Raw genomic sequence first — 23026 nt, forward strand, 5'->3', positions numbered from 1 at the left:
CCAAGCGGATGACCGTTCTATGCCGCGGCGGTTCGACGAAGCGCCCCCGTTTGCTCCAATTGGAACTGATCGATCAACTGGAGGAGTATCGTCGTCTCGTCGGCAAGTTCCTTCGTCGCCGCGCTGGTTTCCTCGACCATGGCCGCATTCTGCTGCGTCATCTGGTCCATCCGGTTGACGGAAGAATTCACTTCATGGAGGGCGTTGTACTGCTCTCTGCTCGAGCGAGCGATCACGTCCATCTGCTCGGAGGCGGTGACCACTTTCGCCGAAATGCTTTCGAGGACTTCGCTCGTCTCGCGGACGACACGCGCTCCGTTGGTAATCTCCGTCTGCGAACGTCCGATGAGCTGTTTGATCCTTTGGCCGGCCTCCGCGGAGCGTTGAGCCAGATCGCGCACTTCCTGAGCCACGACCGCAAAGCCTTTTCCGGCCTCGCCGGCGCGGGCCGCTTCGATGCCGGCGTTCAGGGCAAGTAGGTTCGTTTGGAACGCGATTTCATCGATGACGCCGATGATTTGAACGATCTCGTCGGATGCCGCTTCGATCTTGCCCATCGCGTCGATGGCGCTTGCAACGACCTGGGATGACGAATCGGCCACCTGTTTGGTATCCGTGATGATCTGGTGGGCATCATCGGCGCAGGCCGCCGACGAACGAACCGTAGTAGTGATCTCTTCGATAGCTGCGGCTATCTCTTCCAGTGCGACGGCCTGTTGTTCGGTGCGCCGCGAAAGATCGTTCGCGGCAAGATCCATCTGACCGGCGTTCCCTTCGATCATCCGGGTGTTGGTGCGGATCTGGTCGATCGTTTCTTGCAGCCGGAGGAGCGACGAGTTGAAATCGTTACGAAGCTGCTCCAATCGGCCGAAGAAGGGGGTTGCGATCGTCTGAGAAATGTCGCCCCGTGCCAGACGTCCGAGACCTTCCGCCAGCGCCGTAACCGCGAAGTCTATCTGCTCTTCGACCGTGCGTTTTTCTTCATCATTGCGATGCCGCTCCTCCTCGGCCCTCGATCGCTCGACCTCGCTACTCTCCTCGATCTCAACTTTGGCGATGGCATTATTCTTGAATACGCCCAGGGCGCGGGCCATATCGCCGATTTCATCGGCTCGGCTGTCACCGACGATGGATGTTTCGAGTTTGCCGTCCGCCAAGCGCCTCATAGCCGAGGTGATCTGATTGATCGGCCCCTTGAGCGTAACGGTCAGCCCGACGCCTGCGAGGATTGCGATCACCACGCCGAGGATCGTCGTTCCCAGGGACATCGAATTGGCATCCGCGCGTTCCTCAGCAGCATTCTGCCGCTGCATTTCGGCGAATGCAGTCAACTGAGACCACATCCGGTCCACGTCGGCCGCGGCCAAATGGAATTCGTCCTGGCGCTGCGCGCTGATGCGAACGAGGTCGGTGGCAGCCTTCTGCATTTTGTCCAGCGCCGGCAGAAGCTTGGCTTTGAGATTATCGAACTGCGCGACACCGCCGGCATTGGAAATCAGCGTGTCCAGGCCCTTTCTGACAGCCGCGATTTCCTGCGAAAGCCGCTGGAGATTGGCGTCCGTTGGCGCCAAGGTCAGTTTCGCCATAACGATCTGAATCACGTAAGCCGAGGTCGTGAGTTTCTGGCCGTCTCTCTGGCTGGTTTTGGCGCGCTCGACCGTTTTGGCGGTCTCGGCCGCCTTATCCGTTACCGCCTTCACGCGCCGTGAGGCGACCTCCTGCAATTCGGGCAGCCTGCCGACGATATGGCTCGTCGCATTCCTGAGACCGGCTGTACTCTCCTCGGTCTGGCTGGAGGCTTCGACAAGCGGCTTCAACGAAGCAATGGCATCGTCAATCGCCTTTTTGGCTTCCGGTGCCTCGCCGCCAAGCGCCATTCCCACGATGCGCTGCTGCCGGGCGAGTTCCTCCATATCGGGGCCGCCGATAGGGGCGGCGGCTTGAGCCTTGTCGTTTAGCGATTGGGCGAAGGAGGCGAAGTCCGAAATGCGCTGTGCATCGCCCAGTGTATTGCGGGCTTCATCTTCCTGCATGTCGGCGGCGCGCTGGAGGACCTTGGAGCGTTCAACGATATCCGTCTGGGACGACACGACGATGCTCTGCGCCTTCTGGAGATCGGTAAAGAGCGCCGACCGAGTTTCCTGAAGTTGCCACAGTGCATCCATGCGGGCCGAAATTCCGTCGATGGAAGACAGCGCTTGCTCCAGTTCCTGCTGACCGCTGCGATCCGCGGCGAGCTTGTCGATGCCGGATTTCAGAAGAACGCGCTGATCGGCAAGTTTGCGGGTAACAACATCGCGGTTTTCTTGCGTGGCACTGGCGAGGAATTCGCCCATCGCGGCCGACAAATCGCGAAATCCGCTCAACGACTGCAGAACGGAATTGGAAATATCCATCCGCCCCTGAAGCAAGCTCGACGCATAGAAACCGGTCGCACCCACGGCCATGATGCTGAAGACGAAGGGAACGATGAACACCATCACCTGCGTCTGGATGCGAACACGTGACAACAGCCTTCCCAACATGAGTCCCTCCTCGGCTCACAGCGTCTCGTTGCGGCGCCTTGGCGCAGGGCTGTTGCAGATCGCCTCCCTTCGAGTGAAATCCTCCTTCCGCCTGAGGCGGCAGCCACGGGTTTGCTCGCAACCAACGGCTGCTCGCCCCTTCCTCTTGACCTTCCGAAATTCCTATATCCGTCGGAAGGAAATGGCTTGAAGCAGAACAATCAATCTCGGGTGAAGATACCAGTCCCCTCGAACCGGCTTTGCACATAATCCCTGCCGGACGCATGACGCATCAGTGGAATAAATATTTCATACTGCACGAATCGTGAAATATTCGTTTCAATATTCGCCGAAACCAGCATTTTGTCCAGCCCGACGGCGGGCAGCCGATGCATCCTTCTGAGCCGTCGGGCGTTCTATCGCCAGGAACAACTGGAGACGCATCATGTTCAAGGACGAACACGGGGACATCGGCACAGACAAGGGTATGCGCGACGGTGTGGAAACCGCACCGGCCTCCTTCGAAGAGGCGATCATCAACCCTGATCTCATCAGACGCGAGGGTTTTACCAGCGAGGCCGAGTATCGGGCGTATATTGCCACGCTCGGTGGTCATACCCCGGTTGAAGGCACCGTCGAGGAACCTCTCCTGGTCTCCGATGGTCATGCCCTCGAAGGCCGGCTGCGAGAACTGAGAGAAGAGATCGAAAACCTTCGCGCTCGTCTTCACGTGATCCAACATCAGGCCGCGACCGTCGTTACGGAGAACGTCCGATGGGCCGATGCAAGCGCTCATGCGCAGCTCGGCAATCAGCCCTGGCTCAAGCTGGCAGCCGCAATGGCGGCGACCTTCGTCGTCACGAGGGGCATCAGGCGACTGCCTCTGGGTGCCGTGGCGACGACGGCGTTGCCGTTGGTGGCGGCGGCGATGAACCGAAAGTTCGCCCGGTGAAAATCGTCAGCAGCAATGACTGATCAGGCGAAGCCGATTTCGGCAAACAGAGGGAGGTGGTCAGAGGCAACCCTTGTCAGGCGGTTTTGCAGGACCGCCGCTTGCTTGACGATGAGATCGTCGCTGACGAAGATGTGGTCGAGGCGCATTAGCGGGTAACGGGAGGGAAAGGTCGCTCTTGCCGCGGCGCCGCCTGCGAGCTGGGCGTCCTTCAATGACCGGGTGGCAAGTCGGTAAGTCGCTGATGACGGAATGGCGTTGAAATCGCCGCAGAGAATGGTGGGAAGAGGCTGGTCCGCCGTGCCGCGCAGCCAGCCCGAGTTCAGCAGCGTCGTCATCTGCCGGACGCGCTCGCGGCCGCGAAGGCCGAGATGGGTGTTGACGACCAGCAGTTTTCTGTCGCCGACCAGTATTTCGACGGATAAGGCGCCGCGCTGTTCGCCGATGGACGGCAGCGGGCCGGCCTTGACCGCGCCTGTCGGCAGCGAGGTGATGATCGCATCGCCATACTGCTCCTCGGCAATCGACAGGGCCGGATGGAAATGCGCCTGCATCTTCAGAAGCGAGGCGATCGCGTGGGCCTGGTCGACGCCGCCGGTCCTGCGCCTGAGGACATCGACCTCCTGAAGCGCGACGATATCGGCCTCAGCTTCAGCGATGACGGAAGCGATGCGGCCGGGATCGAGCTTCCGGTCACTGCCGATGCAACTGTGGACGTTATAGGTCAGGAGTCTGATTGATTTATCCGGCATAGGCCCGCTGAAAGCTCGTTCCCCCGGGGGAACATAGAACTTGTTCTCCGGGGGAACACAGAACTCGTTTGATCGTTCCAGATGATCGAGCCGTGGCGCTCGCATCTCGGAAATGGACAATCGATGAGCTTGAAAAGCATAATATGGAATGGACTGCTCGTTGCCGCCCTTTGTCTCGCGGTCTTTCTCCTCTATCGGATCTTCGAGCAGTATAGTCTGGGAGAGATCGTCCAATCGGTCCGCAGCATACCTCTTTCGACCTTTTGCACAGCACTGCTCTTCGCGGCGGCATCCTATCTGTGCCTCGGCTGTTTCGATCTCCTGGCGATCCGTTCGCTCGGCAAATCCTTGCCCTATTCCTGGATTGCGCTGGCGTCCTTCATCAGCCTCTCGCTCGGCCACAATATCGGCTTTGCCGGGCTGAGCAGCGGCGCCTTCCGTTATCGTTTCTATTCGCGCTGGGGACTGACAGCGGAGGACGTGGCGAAGATCATCCTGTTTTGCGGTGTCACGGTGGGGCTCGGGCTGATCACGCTGGGTGGTCTTGCGATGATCGTCAATCCCGGCGATGCCGGACGCCTGCTGCGCATCGATCCGGCAAGCGTCCGCATCTTCGGTGCGATGGCGCTGGTTGTGCCGGTCCTCTATGCCGGCCTGGCGTTCTTCATCCGGGGCACGCTGCGGCTATGGCGCTGGTCGTTTCAGCTGCCGCGATTTTCGATCGCGGTTGGGCAGGTCGGGGTCGGGACGGTCAACTTCATGCTCGTGTCGGCCTGTCTGCACCAGATGCTCTCGGCCTTCGGCGACGTCGCCTTCTTCAGGTCGGTGACGGCTTACGTCCTCGCCAATTCGGCAATCCTCGCAACGCATGTTCCGGGCGGTCTGGGCGTGCTCGAGGCAACCGTCTCCTATGCCGTGCCGAAGGAGGCCTCGATCGGCGCGTTGATTGCGTTCCGCTGTGCCTATTTCTTCATTCCGCTGGTGCTCGGCACAACGCTTCTCGTCATCAGCGAGGTGATCTTCCGCTGGAGATCACGCGGGGCGGATGAGGAGGCGGACGAGCGCGCCGAGGCCCAGTCGGTCTAGAGGGGCGAAGGGTCGAACCGGGTCGAAGAGCGCGGTGCCTGAAATCGGCGAAATGCTGCCCGGCAGCTCGACGGTGAATTCCCGCAAGCCCCGAGGGCCATCATTGAGCGCGTCGACCGCCTCGATCAACGAGCCGCTTTGCATAAAGGCTGCGGCAAAGCTTTCCGGGGTGGTTCCGAGATATTCCGAAAGCAGGCGATTGCGCAGATCCGCGATCGCGCGGCGATGCTCGTTGTTGCCGGCCTCGAACAGCATGTCGCATTCGCAATCCAGTCCTTCCGAGCGATTGTTGAGGTTGGAGGAGCCGATGCGGACCAGCTCGTCATCGGCGATCATCAGTTTGGAATGGACGAGCACCTCGACCTCGCCATTCTCTCCGGGCGTGACTGGCTCGGGTACGATTGGCCCGGGCACGACGGCATAATAGACGCGCAGGCGGTCCGCACGATCGGCGCGTTTCAGGCGGCGGATGACCCGGTCGCGATTGCCGCCCATGACAAGCTTTTCGATCAGCCCGTGAGAGCTGCGCGTGCAGATGATGACGACTTCAGGCCCGTCTTCCTCCTGCAGTCGCGCGGCAATGGCGTCGGCGACGCGGAAGGAGGCGAGATATTGCGCCTCGATGTAAAGCTGCCGCCGAACCCGGGCGATGACGTCCAATGTCATGGCGATGCCGTCGCTGATGCCGGGGCGAAGTGCGGTCGACGGCTCCGTCAGCGCGAAGCTGACCGCGATCTCCCTCATCGAAACGGCGAGATCCTCCGGCCAGGCGAAAGGGACGTCTTCGGCCAACGACAGGTGGTTTTCGCCGGTAGCGTTTTCCCAGCGCTGCCTGACGATATCGCCGATCAGCCTTGCGGCGTCGCCGGTGACCATTGCCTGAACGTCATGCAGCGGATCGTAGGAAACGCCCTTGGGGTCACGTCGCAATTTATCCTTGGCGCGGTGGAGCCAGGTGTCCCACCGGCGCGACGTCAGGTCTATGCCGCCGATGAAGGCGACGGCATCGTCGATACAGACGAGTTTCTGATGGTGACAACCGCGCAATGTTGGCTGAGGCTCGAAGCGTAAATCGATCCGCCCATTTCTGGGAAAGTTTTTCTTCCGCAGCACCCGCAGGGACTTGTCAGAATAGACGGGGCCGAGCGCCCAGATGAGGATGCGTATTTCGAGCTCCGGATTTACCGCTGCCAGGGCATGCAACAGGTCGGCCAGCGTTTCGTCGGACTTCTCGGGTTCCAACCGGATGTTCGGATTGAAATCCCACCCGACGATCCAGATGGTGCGCCGCGCCTGCCGCAACGTGCGCGCCAGCTCGGCGAAATAGCTGTTGCCGTTGATCAGGAAGGCCGCCTTGGCAGCACTCCCTTTCAGGCGCAAGGCGCTGCCCTCCTGTTCTTGGCGGTCGCCCGGCCGTTGTGATTTTGTCTGGGGTAAGCTCGGGTTATTGAAGATGGTTTCGAATGTCGTCATGATTGCCTCGGCCTCTAACTGGAGCACAAACGCCCGGAATTTGCCTGGGTTCCCCGATGGCGTCGGACGACGGCCGCCTGCGATGCAGAATGCAAGGAAACGAGATGTCACAACGAGCAGGCAGCGCCGATCTTCCCCTTCACGGGGGACGCGTGCCGCATTGGCTGGGCGACCGTATGACGCGGTTGGGAATACTGATCACCGAGGCGATCGTCCATCACTATGGCCGCGACGAATTCCTGCGCAGGCTTGCGCATCCCTTCTGGTTCCAGTCCTTCGGCGCGGTCATGGGTATGGACTGGCATTCCTCCGGCATCACGACCAGCGTCCTCGGCGCGCTGAAGCGCGGGCTGAAGCCCCGTGCCGGCGAGCTCGGCCTGCATGTCTGCGGCGGTCGTGGCGCGCATTCTCGCAAGACGCCGCAGGAACTCGTCTCGATCGGCGAGCGTGTCGGCCTCGACGGGGAGGGGCTCGCGACCACGAGCCGTCTCATCGCCAAGGTCGACAGCGCCGCCCTTCAGGACGGGTTCGACCTTTATCTGCACGGGTTCATCGTCGCCGATGACGGCCATTGGGTGGTTGTTCAGCAAGGCATGAACGGCGACAAGCGTCAGGCCCGGCGGTATCACTGGCTGTCCGAAGGGCTGGAGAGCTTCGTCGACTCGCCGCATGCGGCAATCGAGGGACGGAGCCAGGGCGAGATCGTCAATCTTGCCGACAGGCGCGCCGAACGCTCGCGGCGCGGTCAGCTCGATCTGCTGGCGACCCTCGGTCCCGACCGGATCATCCGTGAAGCCGCCGCACTGCTGCGTGCCGAAGCGCCGGCGCCCGAACCCGCCGAACAGCCGATGCTGCCGCACCTGATCATGCCTGCCCATCACGATGTCCGCGAGAGTGACGTCAACATGCGGCGCCTGCACGGAAATCTGGCCGCCGCGGCAGACCGCGGGCCAGCGGATTTCCAAGAGTTGCTGCTCGTCCCCGGCGTCGGTGCCCGCACGGTGAACGCTCTGGCGATGGTGGCGGAAGTCGTGCACGGTGCGCCCTGCCGATTTTCCGATCCGGCGCGCTTCTCGATCGCCCATGGCGGCAAGGATCGCCATCCTTTTCCGGTCCCGCTCAAAGTTTATGACGAGACGATCGCCGTGATGAAATCGGCGGTGCAGAAGGGCAGGCTGGGACGCGAGGAGGAGTTGCAGGCGCTCAAGCGCCTGGACGACCAATCCAGGCAGCTGGAACGCTATGTGACGGGTCCCGACCTCAAGGAAATCATCGCCGGCGAATTTCGCCAATCCGCCGATTTCGGCGGCCGGAGCGTCTTCGGCTGGGAGGAGCCGTCCGCGGAGTAGGGCACCCTTTATGCCATTACCTTAACTCGCTGAGCCAGCCAGGGCGACCTCGCCGTTTTCCTCACCATCCCAGTACCGGATGGAGGACGCTGAAACCTTGATGAGAACGATCCCAGGAGTGTCCACTCCGTCAGGAAACCACCGCTCGAGATCGGGGATCCAATGTTCTTCGAGTGCCGCCTTATCCCGTACCAGCGAAGCGACGCCCTCGACAGCAATGAAAATCCCCGGCTTGCCGAGGAGGCTGGGAGGCGCCGTGAACGTCAGCGAGACGGTGTCGACGCCTTCGATCTCCGTGATTTTTCTGCTGTCTTCATAGGAAAAGAACCAGGAATCCCCATCATATTCGACGTCGCCGTTGTTGCTCATCGGTCGGGCCGAGATGCGGCCCGACCCGGCGTTCGTCGACAGCATGCAGAAATCGATCTTCTTCAGTTGCGAGGATAGGTCTTCGAGGGTCATGGATGCCATTGAAATCTCCCATGTTTGAATGCTCGGGAGTAGCGTGCAAGCGTCCAGATTGTTCCGTGGAAAGTCCACGGAAGCTACAGATACGCAGCGCTATAGCTTCAATGGCCGTCGGGCGGGACGGCCTCAGTCGGAACCGTCTCTTTCAGATTCTTCCGGTGGAAGATGAACAGCCCTGCAACGACGATGATCGCGGCACCGATGATGATCTGCATATCGGGAACATCGTTGAAGAAGAGGTAGCCGAGGACGATTGCCCAGAGCAGCAGCGTATATTGAAGCGGCGCGAGCAGCGATGCCGGTGCGAGCTTCAGCGAGCGCGTGATGAGCAGATGCGCGCAGGAGGCGACGATCCCGAGCAGCAGCATGCCGGACCAATCGACGAGCGTTGCCGGCTGCCAGTGGCCAATGCTCAAGACGATACCGATCGCGAGGGCCGCAATCGTCTGCCATGTCACCAGAGTGGTATCGCTGGTCGAGCGCAGATAGCGGCTCATCACCAGAGACAGCGCAAAGGCAAAGCTGCCTACAAGACCGAAGAGCGATGGAAGCGACAGCATCGCCGTGGATGGACGCAGCGCGATGACGACGCCTGCAAAGCCGATCAGAACAGCCAGCCAACGGCGCCAACCGATCTTTTCTCCGAGAAAGAAATGCGAGAGCGCCGCGATATAGATCGGTCCCGCCATATAGAAGGTCATCACATCTGCGAGCGGCAGATAGGCGACGGCAGCATAAAACAGCGCGACATCGCAAGTCGCCATCAAAACACGTATGAACTGGAGGCCTTTCTGCTCGACGCGGAACAAGGCCATCGGCCCTTGCCGGAGGATCATTGGTCCGAGCACGATGAAAGCGCCGACCGAGCGGATCACCAGCACCTGGCCGACGGCAAAGCTCGCGACCAGCCATTTGCCCATTGCATCGTTCAGTGCAAAGAGCAGATCGCCGAGCAGCATCAGCACGACGCCTGTTATGATCAGGTTTCCGGCGTCGGCGACACCCGTCTGGGTCTTCATCTGTGGCATCCTCGCAAAAACGGCCGCGCATGCGCGGCCGACTGCGGCTTCTGCCTTAACACTGCCGATGTCAATGGTCAGTTTGAAGCGATTGCACTCGAATTGGGCAGCGAGATGTCTCTTTAGGCACTTGTGCCCACTTGTCGGCAGGTTCTGGATGCAGGCCTGCCGACAATCTGGCCGTCAATCAGCCGTTTTTCGATACAGCAACGTCATGAGTGCGAGCATGCATCCCAAGGCTGCTACCGATGCGAAGATGTAGAAGTTCCACTGCGGAGCCAGGCCTGCACCCAGAACCGCACCGCCGATGGCCGGTCCTATCATGCCTCCGATACGGCCGATGCCGAGCGAGAAGCCAAGGCCGGTTCCACGGATTTCGACCGGATAGAGGTTTCCAACGAGAACGTTGGCGAGGATCTGCGTGCCGATCGTTCCCGTACCGGCAAGTGCGACGAGACCATAGACCTGGAGGCCCTGATCCACCTGCGTCAGTAACCAGATCGAGCAGGCTCCGAGAAGAAACATACCTGCAACGACTATCTTGACGTTTCCGCGGTCGGCAATCCTTGCGCCAATCAGGAGGCCGACTGCGGCTCCGAGATTGAGCGTTACGGAGAAGAGCAGGGCGGAACCGAGGTCATAGCCCATCTTGTTCATGATGGTCGGAAGCCAGTTGACCATGCCGAATGTGAGCAGAAGCGAACAGAAGTGGATGCCCCATGCGTTCAATGTCGGCAGCAGGCGACCTTCGGAAAACAGCGACCGGATGCCGACCTGGCGTGACGCAACAGGCCTGGCGACGGGATCGGGCAGCCCGTACTGGTTTGCAATCTGATTGGCTTCGGTCTGGCGGTTCTTCGTTGCCAGCCATTCGGGGGATTCGGGGATGAGGCGGATGAAGAAGGGCAGAAGCAGGATCGGTGCGCCGCCGATGATCATCAGGGGACGCCATCCGTATGTCTGCACCAGCAGCATTCCGAGGATACCCGAGATGATGCCGCCAGCCAGATAACCGAGAAGAGCAATCGAGTAGGCTATTGCCTTCCGCTTCGGCGGAGAAAACTCGATGATTAAAGCGGTTACCGTGGGAAAAAGAGCCCCAAGGCCCAGACCGGCGAGAAAGCGTGTTCCCTCGAAAATGAGAAAGCTCGGCGCAAGACCGCTGCCGATCATCATAACGGAGAAGCTCAGCAGACTGCCTATGATGACCTTGCGGCGACCTATCCTGTCGGCGAGCGTTCCGGCGACGAGAGCGCCCAGCAGCATACCGAACAGGGTGATGGAGGCAGCGCGTCCCACCAGGCCGGGCGTCAGGCCCCAGCTGGCTTCGGCGAGCAATGCCGGCGCGACTGCGCCATAGACGATCAGGTCATAGCCGTCGAACAGGATCAGCAGACCGCAAAGAGCGATGATGATATTCGGGCTGCGAACGTGTTCCTTAATAATAGCGAGATCTTGTATGGCCAATTTTCCCTCCCCATACATTTGAGTACAAGAAGTACGCTCCTGCCAGCGGCAGGTCCGCGTCGATCCATGTACAAATCCTCCTGGATCGTTGCCGGCGTGGTTCCTCCCAGCGCCAGACTCGCCCGTGAGAGGGCGATGTCAAGACAACGATGACACGCTATTAAATACTTGCGAATAAAATATTTGCAACTGCAAACTTTTCAGCTCGCAACTTTTCCTTTTCCGGATATTGCCGGCAGGTTGCTGTGCATGCGGCGCAGCGCCTTCTTCAGGGCTGCGACCTCTTCGTCCGACATGTCCTGCACCGCGGTGCGTTCAAGTTCCACGGCAAGCGGCATAAGCCTTTCCGTCATCGCCTCGCCCTGCGGGGTCAGCCTTACGATGACGATACGGCCGTTATCTTCCGGACGTGTTCGCGACACCAGCTTGCGCTTGGCCAATGTACCGACGAGGCGCGAAAGCGTCGAAATCTCGACAGAGACGACGTCGGCGAGATCCCCCAGGGTGCTCTCCCGGCGTTCCTTGAGCATGGCCAGGACCCGGTACATCGCCACGCTGAGATTGTCTTCGGCGATTCTCTGCGCGAATACCTCGGCTATCCGCACGCCGGCGCGATTGAGAAGATAGGGAACGGAATCGGTAAGTTTGTACATGTCTCTGTCTGCTGGCGGGATTCGGCTTGCTGAGGGCTCCCTCCGACATGCACCTAAATTACCGGGATGACAACACGATTGGCTTTCTGCTGCCGAGAACGGCTGGGTAGATCAAGCATTTTCCCGTCTAATTTCTAAATTTGCATTGACAATAGTTGCAAATGCAATAATTTGGACACCAAGGAGACACGGGAGGAAATCATGTCTGCCACTGCTGCCCTCGGCATAGCGCCGGCCCCCGCACCGATCAGCGATGCGTTTCGATCGACCATGCGCCGTTTCCCGGCAACGGTGACGGTCATTTCCGCCTGTCGCAACGGTGCCGATCATGGAATGACGGCTACTGCCGTCACATCACTTTCGATGGATCCGCCATCTCTCATTATCTGCCTGAACAATCGCACCTACCTGCACGACATGCTGCTCGAGGTGCCGGAATTCGCAGTCAGCGTTCTGACCGACAGACAGGCAGCCGTATCGGAAGGGTTCAGCGGCAAGATTGCGCCTGAGCGTCGCTTCGATGCTGCCGATTGGGTTCGCCATGAGCGCGGCATGATGGTGCTGGGCTCCGCTCATGCCTCGGTTGTCTGCCGCCGTATGGGCGCGGTTCCCTATGGAACGCACACGATCTTCATCGGGCAGGTGGTGGATACACGCCATTCCGACGACACGACCGCGCTGATGTACGAGAACTCGAAATATTGCGCGCCACAGCACGCGCTTCCTGCATCCCAGAACTGAAGGTAGTTCCATGAACAATACAGCTGCCCTGTTTCCCGCCTCGGCGCGGGTTGAGAACGCATGTCTTGCAGATCGTATCGCCCCGGTGTTGGACGAGATCAGTGCCGGCGCGCGCGACACGGAAAAATCCGGCCGCGTGCCGGCACGCAATATTGATCTGCTGCGCTCCGCCGGCTATTTCGATATCGTCAAGCCTGCCCGTTTCGGTGGCGACGAAGGATCGTTTGCCGAGCTTGTCGATGCAAATATCCAACTGTCGTCGGCCTGTGCCTCCACCGGCTGGGTTGCCGGCCTCCTTTCGGCGCATCAATGGCTCCTCGCCATGTTCGATGAAAGGGTTCAGCAGGAAGTGTGGGGCAGCAATCCGGATGCGCTGCTCTGCGGTTCCTATGCGCCGGTCCGCATGGCGGAACGCGTCGACGGTGGCTTCCGGTTAACCGGCGATTGGGCCTTTGCAAGCGGATGCGAAAATGCCCAGTGGGCGCTCTGTGCGGCGATCATTCCGCCAAATGGCGAGGGGGAGCGTCCTGTGCCGGCGTTCCTTCTGGTTCCCGCCAGCGATTATGCCATTGCCGAGACCTGGGACGTTGTCGGCCTCGCGGGCACCGGCTCAAAAAGCCTGATCCTCAAGGATGTCTTCGTTCCGGAATACCGCATGCTGAGCTTTCCGGATGCGACCTCCGGCAGAACGCCGGGCGGACGTGGCTACAAGGGTATCGGCCTTTTCAACATTCCGCTGCTCATGGGGGTTCCGTTCTGCCTCGGCAGCGCAGCCGTCGGTGCGGCGAAGGGCGCATTGGAGAGCTATATCGACCATATGGGGGCCCGTGTGACACGTGGTGCAGTGGCCGGTGGCAACAACAAGATCGCGGAATTTCCGACGATCCAGCTTCGCGTGGCGGAAGCCTCCGCATCCGTGGATGCCGCCCGCGAAATCATTCTGCGCGATATTGCCCGGGCGCAGCAACTGGCCCAGGCCCGCGAGGATGGCACCGGCGAGATCACCGAGGACGATCGGATTCTCGCCCGTCGTAGCCAGTCCTTTGCGGTCAGCCTGGCCCTTCGGGCCGTGGAAGCACTCAATGCATCGACAGGCGGCCTCGGCCTCCAGATGTCCAATCCTGTCCAGCGGGCATGGCGCGATGCAAATGCCGTCGGGCGCCATATTTCCATGAACTGGGATGCCGTGGGCACCATGGTCGGCCAGCAGCTGCTCGGTCTACCGCCCAAGGGACAATTCTGATCCGCCATCCCCATTGTTTCGACTTAAGACAGGAAAGAGAGCATATCGTGCAAGGCAAGATCGCGCTTGAAGAACATTTCGCCATTCCCGAGACGCTACAGGATTCGGCTGGATTCGTGCCGGGCGACTACTGGACGGAACTGTCCGCCCGTCTTCTGGATATCCAGGACAAGCGTTTGCGGCTGATGGATGCCCACGGCATTGAGAAAATGATCCTGTCGCTGAACGCTCCGGCCGTGCAGGCGATCCCAGATAAGGCAAAGGCCCTGGAAATTTCCCGGCGCGCCAACGACTTTCTGGCGGAGCAATGCGTCAAGAACCCGAACCGTTTCCTGGGATTTGCAGCTTTGCCCCTGCAGGATCCAGATGCGGCCGCGCAGGAATTGCAGCGCTGCGTGACAACGCTGGGTTTCGTCGGCGCACTGGTCAATGGCTTCTCGCAGGAAGGCGACGGAACGACGCCGCTCTACTACGACCTGCCGCAATATCGTCCGTTCTGGGCGGAAGTCGAAAAACTCAACGTTCCCTTCTATCTGCATCCGCGCAACCCGTTGCCGCAGGATAGCCGGATCTATGCCGGCCATTCCTGGCTGATGGGTCCGACATGGGCGTTCGCGCAGGAGACCGCTGTTCATGCGTTACGTTTGATGGGATCCGGCCTGTTTGACGAACATCCGGCTTTGCGGATCATCGTTGGTCACATGGGCGAGGGGCTGCCGTACATGATGTGGCGCATCGACAACCGGAATGCGTGGGTCAAGGTGGAAAAGAATTATCCGGCCAAACGCCCGATTGCCGATTATTTCAACGAGAATTTCTACATCACGACGTCGGGGAACTTCCGCACGCAATCGCTTATCGATGCTATGCTGGAAATCGGCGCGGACCGAATTCTGTTCTCGACAGACTGGCCATTCGAGAACGTCGACCATGCTGCAAACTGGTTCGACAGCACGACCATCTCCGAGGCCGACCGTCTGAAGATCGGTCGCACCAACGCGGTTTCGCTATTCAAACTCGATCGATAGCATGGTTGCACCTTTCAGATACACGGCCAGCGCGGCCCAGGTCTTCTTCGGGAGCGGCTCGTTGAACCGTCTCGCCGAGGCGATTGCAGGGCAGGGCGGCAAGCGCGCGCTGATCCTTTCGACCCCGCACCAGAAAGCGGAGGCCGAACGGATCGCTGCTACCCTCGGTCCGCTTGCGGCGGGACTATTCCACGATGCGACGATGCATACGCCGGTCGATGTGACCGAGCGCGCGATTGCGGCATACAACTTGGCCGGCGCCGATTGCGTGGTCGCAATCGGCGGCGGATCTACGATCGGTCTCGGCAAGGCGATCGCCTATCGCAACGACGCGCCACAAATCGTGGTGGCGACGACCTATGCGGGATCGGAGGTTACACCGATCCTCGGCCAGACAGAAAACGGGCAGAAGACGACGGTCCGCGGGCCTGGCATCCTGCCCGAAGTGGTGATCTACGACCCAGAATTGACATTGGGATTGCCGGTCAACATCAGCGTCAGCAGCGGGCTCAATGCAATGGCGCATGCGGTCGAAGGTCTCTATGCACAGGATCGCAATCCAATTTCGTCGATGATGGCGGTCGAGGGCCTGCGCGCGCTGAAGCAGGCTTTACCTCAAATCGTCAATGCCCCTGGGGACATCGAGCCGCGAAGCGAAGCGCTTTACGGTTCCTGGCTGTGCGGCACGGTGCTCGGAGCGGTAGGCATGGCCCTGCATCACAAGCTCTGCCATACGCTAGGCGGTAGCTTCGATCTGCCGCATGCGGAAACCCATGCGGTCATTCTTCCCCATTCTGCCGCCTACAATGCGGAGGCCGCAGCGGATGCGTTAGAACCCGCTACCGATCTTTTTGGCGGCTCGCTGGGCGGCGGTCTTTATGATTTTGCCGCTTCGATCGGCGCCCCCTTGGCGCTGCGCGATCTGGGTATGAAGGAAGCCGATCTGGACCCTGCGGCGGAACTCGCCGCCCAGAACCCCTACTGGAACCCGCGCCCGATCGAACGGGAAGCGATCCGGGTTTTGTTGGAGAGCGCCTGGGAGGGCGCGCGGCCGCGTTAACGCTTTGGAGGATGGCCACGTGCCCGAATATTTCAGCGAAGAGAGATCCGCGGAGGCCGTCAACTCGCGGATGGGGCGGGACATTAATCCGCGTCTGGCCGAAATCATGGCGTCGCTTGTCAGGCACCTGCATGCCTTTGCCAAGGATATCAGCCTGGCCCAGGAGGAATGGGAGTTGGCCATCGGCTTTCTGACCCGAACCGGCCATCTCTGTCATGACGAGCGACAGGAGTTCATCCTGCTCAGCGATACGCTGGGTTTGTCGATGCTGGTGGATGCAATCAACAACCGGCGTCCGCCGGGCGCCACGGAAAATACCGTGTTCGGGCCGTTCCATGTCGAAGGCGCGCCCATACGGCAGATGGGTGAAAACATCTCTCTCGACGGCAAGGGCGAGAGCTGTCTCTTCATCGGGCGAGTGCTGGATCTTAACGGCAATCCGATCGAGGGAGCCCAGATCGATGTATGGTCGGATAATTCCGATGGCTTCTACGATGTCCAGCAGCCGGACATCCAGCCGAAGTGGAACAACCGGGGCATCTTCGTCACCAGCGCAGATGGCACCTATAGTTTCGTCGGCATAAAGCCGGTTTCCTATCCGATTCCGGATGACGGCCCGGTCGGCCAGATGCTGACCTCCCTCGGCCGCCATCCCTACCGTCCTGCCCATACCCATTACCTGATCACGGCTTCAGGTTATCGGAAGCTGGTAACCCACACCTTTGTCGGAGACGATCCCTATCTGGGATCCGATACGGTGTTTGGGGTGAAAAACAGCCTGGTTGCGCCTTTCGAGCGTGTCGATCGTGCGACGGTCTGGCGTTCCGATTTCGATTTCGTGCTGACGCCAGTGGAGAGTGGAGAATGATCGTTGCCCGCTATGCGGTATCCGACCCCGGCAAGGCTGCCGAACGTTCCCGATTGATCGACGAACACAAGGCCTATCTGCGAGGCGCGGCGATCCGCATCCTGCTTTCCGGACCCTCTACACCGTCGGCGGAGGGCAAGGGTTCTACCGCCTTGGTGATCGCGGAAGTCGAAACGCTCGCGGAGTTCGAGGCGTTCAGCGCAGGAGATCCCTTCGTCCAATCCGGTGTTTACGGCAGCGTCGATATCTACGAATGGCGGCCTACTTTTGGGGTTCTTCTAGAGAGTCTCTGACCAGCGTTTCGACCTGCCGAAGGCGATGAAATGCAGAACTTGCGGGGCCGAGACAATCGTCCATCAAAGGCTCCGGCGGTCTTAGTCTTTACCCTTCAGATTCTTGCCAAAACGGCTGCGCGTGCGAGGAAGGTCCGCTTCGGCCTTCGAGCGACCGTCTTCAGGCAAATCGATGCAGCGACATCAATGCCGCTTCTCGATGTCTTCGAGCGCCGGAAGGCGGCATCAATCGCCATTCAGAACGTCGATACCTGAAATATATTTCACAGTATGAATTATATTGACAGAGCTCTGCCGTTGCGATTATCTGCCCATACCGGACTTCGAGGAGGAACTCCGGTCTTCAATGGATCATCGGCAGCCGCTGAGGCGCCGCCGGATATTTGGGAGGGGCTTCGGCCTCGAGGAGGAAACTTGCGCAAATTTCTAAGCACGACCGCGTTGGCGGTCCTTGCATCGACGCTTTTGGCCGGCGTGGCCAGCGCGGGCACGGAAAATCCGTTCCGCTGCAAGCCGGGTGAAAAATACGTCATGAACGTCATGGTATCGGGCGTCGAATATTGGTTCCCGGTCTATGAAATGTTCAAGCAGGCCGGTCAGCAGCTCGGCTGCGAGACCGCCTATACCGGCACGCCGGAATATGACGTCAACAAGCAGATCGCCACCTTCGACCAGGCGCTGGCCCAGAACCCGGCCGGTATCCTCGTTCATCCGATGAACTCCGATCCGTTCATCGAGCCGATCAACCGGGCGATCGACCAGGGCACGGCGGTCGTGACCTTCGCGGCCGATGCGCCGCTTTCCAAGCGCATCTCGTTCGTCACCTCGGACAATACCCGCGAAGGCACCTATGCGGCCGACGCGATTGCCGAAAAGATGGGTGGCAAGGGTGAATATGCCGTTCTGGAAAATCCGGGCCAGGACAACCACGACAAGCGTATCGCCGCCTTCATCGCCCGTATGGAGGAAAAATATCCTGATATGAAGCTGGTCGGCCGCGCTGCGTCCAACCAGGACCCGAACAAGGCCTATCAGGGCCTGATGAGCTTGGTGCAGGCCCATCCGAATATTGGGGCCGTCTTCATGCCGGAAGCGAATTCGGCCATCGGCGCTTCGCAGGCCAACAAGGAAAGCGGCGGCAAGATCCTCGTGATGTGCGCCGACGTCAATGCCAACATCCTCGACATGATCAAGGCGGGCGAAGTGTTCGGTTCGATCAATCCGAACCAGGGCATGCAGGGTTACATGGGCTTCATGCTTTTGTGGCTTGCCAAGCATCCGGAACTCATCGACCCGATGAACGACGCCAAGCGCGCCGGCTTCAACCCGATGAGCATTCCGTTCGTCGACAACGGCCTGTCGATCGTCACGGCTGATAATGCCGACGATTTCTACTGGGACAAGTATCTGAAGCGGCGGGGCACCAAAGGCATCGAGGAGTAAGCCTTTGTGCCGGCTGTCCGGGGGCAGGAAACTCCGGACAGCCACCGCGAGCGTGAGGAGGAGACGATGATGGCGTCGGTGCCGGTTCTGGAAATCCGCAATGTCAGCAAACACTTCGGGGCGGTGAAGGCGTTGACGGATGTGAGCTTCAGCCTGGAGAAGGGCGAGGTTCATGCGCTTTGCGGCGAAAACGGCGCGGGCAAGTCGACGCTGATGAACATCATTGCCGGCGTGCTGCAGCCGACCGAGGGCGACGTTCTCGTCGATGGCGCGCCGGTAAAGGTGACGTCGCCGGCCGTGGCGCAATCGCTCGGGCTTGGCCTCGTGCATCAGGAAATCGCGCTCTGCCCCGATGCGACGGTGGCCGAGAACATGTTCATGGCAGCGACCAACCGCCGCCGCTCGCCTTTCATGAATTATGGCCGGCTGGAGCGGGATGCGCAGGTCGTGATGAATCGTCTGGCACCAATCGACGTGCGCCGCAAAGTCGGTGATTTGTCGATTTCCAGCCAGCAGCTTGTCGAGATCGCCAAGGCACTGACGCTCGATTGTCGCGTGCTGATCTTCGACGAACCGACGGCGGCTTTGACGGAATCGGAGACCCAGATCCTGTTCGAAATCATCCGCGACCTCAAGGCGCAGGGTATTTCGATCATCTATATCAGCCACCGCATGGCCGAAATCTTCAGCCTGTGCGACCGGGTCACCGTCTTTCGCGATGGCCGCTATGTCTCGACGGAAATGGTGGCGGAATTGACGCCGGATGATGTGGTGCGCCGCATGGTCGGACGCGAGATCACCCAGCTCTATCCGGAAAAGCAGGCGCTGGCGGAGCGGACCGACGAGATCATTTTGAGCGTCCGCGATCTCGGCGACGGTAGCCGCTTCACGGATGTGAGCTTCGACCTGCGCAAGGGTGAAATTCTCGGCATCGGCGGGCTCATCGGCTCGGGCCGCACCGAGATAGCCGAAGGCATTTGCGGATTGCGGCCGGTAATCGACGGCGAGGTGCAATTGCATGGACAGCGGCTGTGGGCGCACTCCTATGCGCAGGCCGCGCAGGCGGGTGTCGTCTATCTGTCGGAAGATCGGAAAGGCTCCGGCATTTTCCTTGATCTTTCCATCGCCCAGAACATTGCCGTTCTCGATTTGAAATCGCTGACCGGACCGCTGGGACTGTTGAATTCCAAAGCCGAGGCGGATCGGGCCCACGACCTAGTCCGGCGGCTCGGCGTGCGGATGGGTGGCATCGACATGCCGGTCTCGTCGCTGTCGGGCGGAAACCAGCAGAAAGTGGCGATTGCCAAGCAGCTGGCGGTCAATCCCAAGGTCATCCTGATGGACGAGCCAACCCGCGGCATCGATGTCGGCGCCAAATCGGAAATCCATCGGCTGCTGCGCGATCTCGCGGGCTCCGGCATCGGCATCGTCGTCATCTCGTCGGAACTGCCGGAGCTTCTTGGTCTGTGCGACCGGGTGCTGGTCATCCACGAGGGCACGGTTGCAGGCGAGGTCGAGGGCGAGACGATGACGGAAGAAGCGATCATGCGGCTCGCGTCGGGTATCGGCGGTCATAACAATTCGAAGGCATCAGAGCATGCCGCATAAAGAAAACGCAGGGGCAGGAGACAAGGTCATGGCGGACGCTACGTTGGCAGCTGTACATCAGGCACGCACGCCCGGCTGGAAACGGCTGGGAACGATGCGCGAGGCGGGATTGATCGCGATCATCCTGGCGCTCTGCATCGTCATGAGCTTTGCCTCGCCGCATTTTCTGACGCTCGGCAACTTCCGGGCGATGCTGATGTCGTTCTCGGTGGAAGGGATCGTCGTCGTCGGCATGACCATCCTGTTGATCGTCGGCGGCATCGACCTGTCGGTCGGCTCGGTCGTCTGTTTCTCGATGGTGCTGTCGGGCTCGCTGTTCCTGATGGGGCTCGATCCGTGGAGCGCTTCCCTGATCGGGATCATTGCCAGCGGCCTGATCGGCTGTGTCATGGGCTTCTTCGTCACGGTGGTCGGCCTCAACCATTTCATCACCTCGCTTGCGGCGATGGTGATCGTACGCGGTATCTGCCTGATCATCACCAAGGGCACGCCGCTGTCGCTGTTCACCTTGCCACCCTCGTTCAAGGCGGTCGGGCAGGGCACGTTCTACGGCGTTCCCTATGTGATCCTGATTTTTGTCGCGGTCGTCGTGCTGTTCGATTTCCTGCTGCGCCGGGCAACCGCCTTCCGCAAGGTGTTCTACACCGGCAGCAATGAGAAAGCGGCGCTCTATTCCGGGATCAAGACCAACCAGGTGAAGTTCTGGGTGACGGTGCTCTGCGCCACGCTGTCCGGTGTTGCCGGTGTGATCTACATGTCCCGCTTCGGTGCCGCGACCCCGACCTTTGGGGTCGGCATGGAGCTCAACATCATCGCAGCCGCGGTGATCGGCGGTGCATCGCTGAATGGCGGCTCCGGCACGATCTTGGGGGCAATTCTCGGCATTGCCCTGCTGTCGGTCGTAACAAGCTCGTTGATCTTGCTCGACGTGTCCGTCTATTGGCAAGACATGATCAAAGGCTGCATTCTGCTTGCCGCCGTCTCGATCGACCATTTCCTGCACAAGCGGAAGGCTGCCTGATATGCCGATAGCCAAACTCAAACCCGCAAACGCGCCGCGCGAGGAAATCGTCATCGCCCGACAGATGCACCAGGCTCTGGTTCTGCATTTCCTCGAGGGACTGACACAGGCGCAGATTGCCGATCAGCTGGGCATCTCGCACGCCACCGTCAACCGCCTGATCAAGCGCGGCCGCCAGCTCGGCCTGGTCGAGATCAAGATCAAGTCGCCGGTCGAGCCGCTGGTCGACATGGAAGAACGGCTACGGGCGCTTGGCGGCATCGGCCGCGCCGTGGTGGTGCCGACCGTGTCCGACAATCCGCAGACGGCGCTCCAGGCCGTCGGCGAAGCGGCAGCAAGGTTGCTGCTGGAAGAGATCACCGACGGCGATACGATCTGCATCACCGGCGGCAAAGGGGTGAGCGCCGTCGTTGCCGGTCTGCAGCCGCCGCGTCGGTTCAATGTCGAGGTCATTCCAGCAACCGGCTGCGTGCAGGGTAAACACTATACCGACGTCAATCATGTCTCGACCTTGATGGCCGACCGGCTTGGGGGACGTTCCTACCAGATCCATGCGCCTCTCTTTGCCGATGATGCCGAGCAGCGGGCGATGCTGATCAACATGCGTTCCGTCGCTGACGTTTTCAAACGGGCGCGCGAGGCGAAGGTGGCGGTGGTCGGCATTGGCTCGATCCTGTCGGACGATTCGAGCTATTACGACCTGCATCCGTCCTCAAGCACCGACCGCGCCGCGATCGAGCGGTCCGGCGCCTCCTGCGAATTGCTGGCGCATCTGCTCGATGATCATGGCCAGGTCTGCGACTACAGCCTCAACCGTTCGCTGGTGTCGCTGACGCTGCCGGAATTCGCCTCGATCCCCACCAAGATCGGTGTGGCGAGCGGGCCGAACAAGGCAGGCCCGATCCTCAGCGTTCTCAGGGGCAATCATCTCGATACGCTGGTGACCGATGAGGCGACGGGTGCGCGGGTGCTGGCACTGGCGAATGGCGAAGGAAAATGGGCATGAGCGGGCAGCAATTGACACGTGAGATCGGCAAATCCGGCGTTTCCGCCTCGGCGGTGGGACTGGGCACCTGGGCGATCGGCGGCTGGATGTGGGGCGGGACCGATGAGGCCGAATCCATTGCTGCGATCCAGGCATCGCTCGATGCCGGCGTGACGCTGATCGACACGGCGCCAGCCTATGGGCTCGGACGTTCCGAGGAGATCGTCGGCAAGGCACTGGCTGGGCGCCGCGACAAGGCTGTCATCGCCACCAAATGCGGCCTTGTCTGGCATACGCAGAAGGGTCGTCATTTCTTCGATCAAGACGGCAAACCGGTCCACCGTTATCTCGGCCGCGACGCGATCCTGCACGAGGTCGAGGAAAGCCTGAGGCGGCTCGGGACCGACTATATCGATCTCTACATCACCCATTGGCAGGATCCGACGACCTCGGTCGAGGAAACGATGCGGACGCTGGAAGACCTGCGCACATCGGGCAAGATCCGGGCAATCGGCGCAAGCAATGTCAGCCCCGACGACCTCAATGCCTATATCGCTGTCGGTGGTCTCGATGCGATCCAGGAGCGGTTCAGCATGATCGACCGGGAGATCGAGGCGGAGCTTCTGCCACTGACCAAGGCCAACAGCATTGCGACGCTGAGCTACTCGTCGCTGGCGCTGGGGTTGCTGTCCGGCACCATCGGTCCCGACCGTGTGTTTTCCGGCGATGACCAGCGCAAGGACAATCCGCGCTTTTCAGTCGACAACCGCCAGAAGGCGACGGCGCTGGCCAACGCCATCCGGCCGGTCGCAGAAAAACACGGCGCGAGCATCGCCCAAATCGTGATTGCCTGGACGCTGGCGCAGCCGGGCATCACCTTTGCACTTTGCGGGGCGCGCAATCCGGCACAAGCGCTCGACAATGCGCGGGCCGGGACCATCCGGCTGGATGCGGCCGATCTTGCGACCATCGATACGGCCATAGCGGCGAAACTGACTGACATGGACAGGTAG

Annotated in this window: 21 protein-coding genes; 14 read left to right on the plus strand and 7 right to left on the minus strand. The window is 60.5% G+C overall.

The window, feature by feature from the left end; translation table 11 throughout:
• Positions 1-17 precede the first annotated feature (17 nt).
• Positions 18-2525 (minus strand): methyl-accepting chemotaxis protein, encoded by a 2508-nt coding sequence (locus tag ACD590_RS29465; protein ID WP_439021027.1) that lies wholly within the window; start codon positions 2523-2525, stop codon positions 18-20.
• A gap of 424 nt (positions 2526-2949) precedes the next feature.
• Between ACD590_RS29465 and ACD590_RS29470 the strand changes: the two genes are divergently transcribed.
• A complete protein-coding gene (locus ACD590_RS29470) occupies positions 2950-3456 on the plus strand; it encodes a hypothetical protein (RefSeq protein WP_018444986.1) in 507 nt (168 codons plus the stop codon).
• Between the two features lie 23 nt (positions 3457-3479).
• Here ACD590_RS29470 and ACD590_RS29475 read toward each other — a convergent pair whose 3' ends face one another.
• Complete coding sequence (locus tag ACD590_RS29475) at positions 3480-4208, minus strand: endonuclease/exonuclease/phosphatase family protein (protein WP_018444985.1); 729 nt, start codon at positions 4206-4208, stop codon at positions 3480-3482.
• Between the two features lie 123 nt (positions 4209-4331).
• Between ACD590_RS29475 and ACD590_RS29480 the strand changes: the two genes are divergently transcribed.
• Positions 4332-5294, plus strand: coding sequence for a lysylphosphatidylglycerol synthase domain-containing protein (locus ACD590_RS29480; RefSeq protein WP_439004020.1), 963 nt, complete (start codon positions 4332-4334; stop codon positions 5292-5294).
• Here ACD590_RS29480 and ACD590_RS29485 read toward each other — a convergent pair.
• The gene (locus tag ACD590_RS29485) at positions 5241-6767 is read right to left on the minus strand and encodes a phospholipase (RefSeq protein ID WP_439004021.1); all 1527 of its coding nucleotides are present in this window, start codon (positions 6765-6767) and stop codon (positions 5241-5243) included. The two genes, ACD590_RS29480 and ACD590_RS29485, sit on opposite strands and share 54 nt — an antisense overlap.
• Before the next feature lie 104 nt (positions 6768-6871).
• On the opposite strand from ACD590_RS29485, the gene ACD590_RS29490 reads away from it, so the two are divergent.
• The gene (locus ACD590_RS29490; RefSeq protein ID WP_439004022.1) at positions 6872-8116 is read left to right on the plus strand and encodes a DUF763 domain-containing protein; all 1245 of its coding nucleotides are present in this window, start codon (positions 6872-6874) and stop codon (positions 8114-8116) included.
• Positions 8117-8137: 21 nt separating this feature from the next.
• Here ACD590_RS29490 and ACD590_RS29495 read toward each other — a convergent pair whose 3' ends face one another.
• The 4 genes from ACD590_RS29495 to ACD590_RS29510 all read right to left on the minus strand — a co-directional run bounded on the left by ACD590_RS29495 (position 8138) and on the right by ACD590_RS29510 (position 11723).
• Entirely contained in the window at positions 8138-8587 is a 450-nt protein-coding gene (locus ACD590_RS29495) for a pyridoxamine 5'-phosphate oxidase family protein (protein WP_112907127.1), read from the minus strand.
• Between the two features lie 98 nt (positions 8588-8685).
• Positions 8686-9603: a DMT family transporter gene (locus tag ACD590_RS29500; protein ID WP_112907125.1), complete on the minus strand. Its 918-nt coding sequence runs from the start codon at positions 9601-9603 to the stop codon at positions 8686-8688.
• Between the two features lie 183 nt (positions 9604-9786).
• Entirely contained in the window at positions 9787-11088 is a 1302-nt protein-coding gene (locus tag ACD590_RS29505) for an MFS transporter (RefSeq protein WP_204361394.1), read from the minus strand.
• Between the two features lie 182 nt (positions 11089-11270).
• A complete protein-coding gene (locus ACD590_RS29510; RefSeq protein WP_018245861.1) occupies positions 11271-11723 on the minus strand; it encodes a MarR family winged helix-turn-helix transcriptional regulator in 453 nt (150 codons plus the stop codon).
• Positions 11724-11924: 201 nt separating this feature from the next.
• On the opposite strand from ACD590_RS29510, the gene ACD590_RS29515 reads away from it, so the two are divergent.
• From ACD590_RS29515 to ACD590_RS29565, 11 genes are all read left to right on the plus strand, one after another.
• Positions 11925-12464, plus strand: a complete 540-nt coding sequence (locus tag ACD590_RS29515; protein ID WP_018245860.1) for a flavin reductase family protein — start codon at positions 11925-11927, stop codon at positions 12462-12464.
• Positions 12465-12474: 10 nt separating this feature from the next.
• On the plus strand, positions 12475-13707 hold the full coding sequence (locus tag ACD590_RS29520; protein ID WP_018245859.1) for a flavin-dependent monooxygenase: 1233 nt from the start codon (positions 12475-12477) through the stop codon (positions 13705-13707).
• A gap of 47 nt (positions 13708-13754) precedes the next feature.
• Entirely contained in the window at positions 13755-14735 is a 981-nt protein-coding gene (gene tsdA / locus ACD590_RS29525; RefSeq protein ID WP_018245858.1) for a gamma-resorcylate decarboxylase, read from the plus strand.
• A 1-nt stretch (position 14736) separates the two neighbouring features.
• On the plus strand, positions 14737-15795 hold the full coding sequence (locus tag ACD590_RS29530) for a maleylacetate reductase (RefSeq protein ID WP_018245857.1): 1059 nt from the start codon (positions 14737-14739) through the stop codon (positions 15793-15795).
• Between the two features lie 19 nt (positions 15796-15814).
• The gene (locus ACD590_RS29535; protein WP_439004023.1) at positions 15815-16663 is read left to right on the plus strand and encodes a dioxygenase; all 849 of its coding nucleotides are present in this window, start codon (positions 15815-15817) and stop codon (positions 16661-16663) included.
• Positions 16660-16956: a YciI family protein gene (locus ACD590_RS29540; protein WP_018245855.1), complete on the plus strand. Its 297-nt coding sequence runs from the start codon at positions 16660-16662 to the stop codon at positions 16954-16956. Before ACD590_RS29535 ends, ACD590_RS29540 begins: the two co-directional genes overlap by 4 nt.
• Positions 16957-17370: 414 nt before the next feature.
• Positions 17371-18399 carry a substrate-binding domain-containing protein gene (locus ACD590_RS29545; RefSeq protein WP_018245853.1) on the plus strand — a complete coding sequence of 343 codons (1029 nt, stop codon included), beginning with the start codon at positions 17371-17373 and terminating at the stop codon, positions 18397-18399.
• Positions 18400-18468: 69 nt separating this feature from the next.
• A complete protein-coding gene (locus tag ACD590_RS29550; protein ID WP_020493436.1) occupies positions 18469-20007 on the plus strand; it encodes a sugar ABC transporter ATP-binding protein in 1539 nt (512 codons plus the stop codon).
• Positions 20008-20035: 28 nt separating this feature from the next.
• Complete coding sequence (locus ACD590_RS29555) at positions 20036-21028, plus strand: ABC transporter permease (protein ID WP_018245851.1); 993 nt, start codon at positions 20036-20038, stop codon at positions 21026-21028.
• Position 21029: 1 nt separating this feature from the next.
• On the plus strand, positions 21030-22034 hold the full coding sequence (locus ACD590_RS29560) for a sugar-binding transcriptional regulator (RefSeq protein WP_011649510.1): 1005 nt from the start codon (positions 21030-21032) through the stop codon (positions 22032-22034).
• Positions 22031-23026 carry an aldo/keto reductase gene (locus ACD590_RS29565; protein ID WP_439004024.1) on the plus strand — a complete coding sequence of 332 codons (996 nt, stop codon included), beginning with the start codon at positions 22031-22033 and terminating at the stop codon, positions 23024-23026. The genes ACD590_RS29560 and ACD590_RS29565 overlap by 4 nt, the downstream gene beginning before the upstream one ends.

The sequence above is a fragment of the Rhizobium sp. 862_C5_N1_2 genome, from assembly GCF_051811205.1.
GTDB lineage: Bacteria > Pseudomonadota > Alphaproteobacteria > Rhizobiales > Rhizobiaceae > Rhizobium > Rhizobium leguminosarum.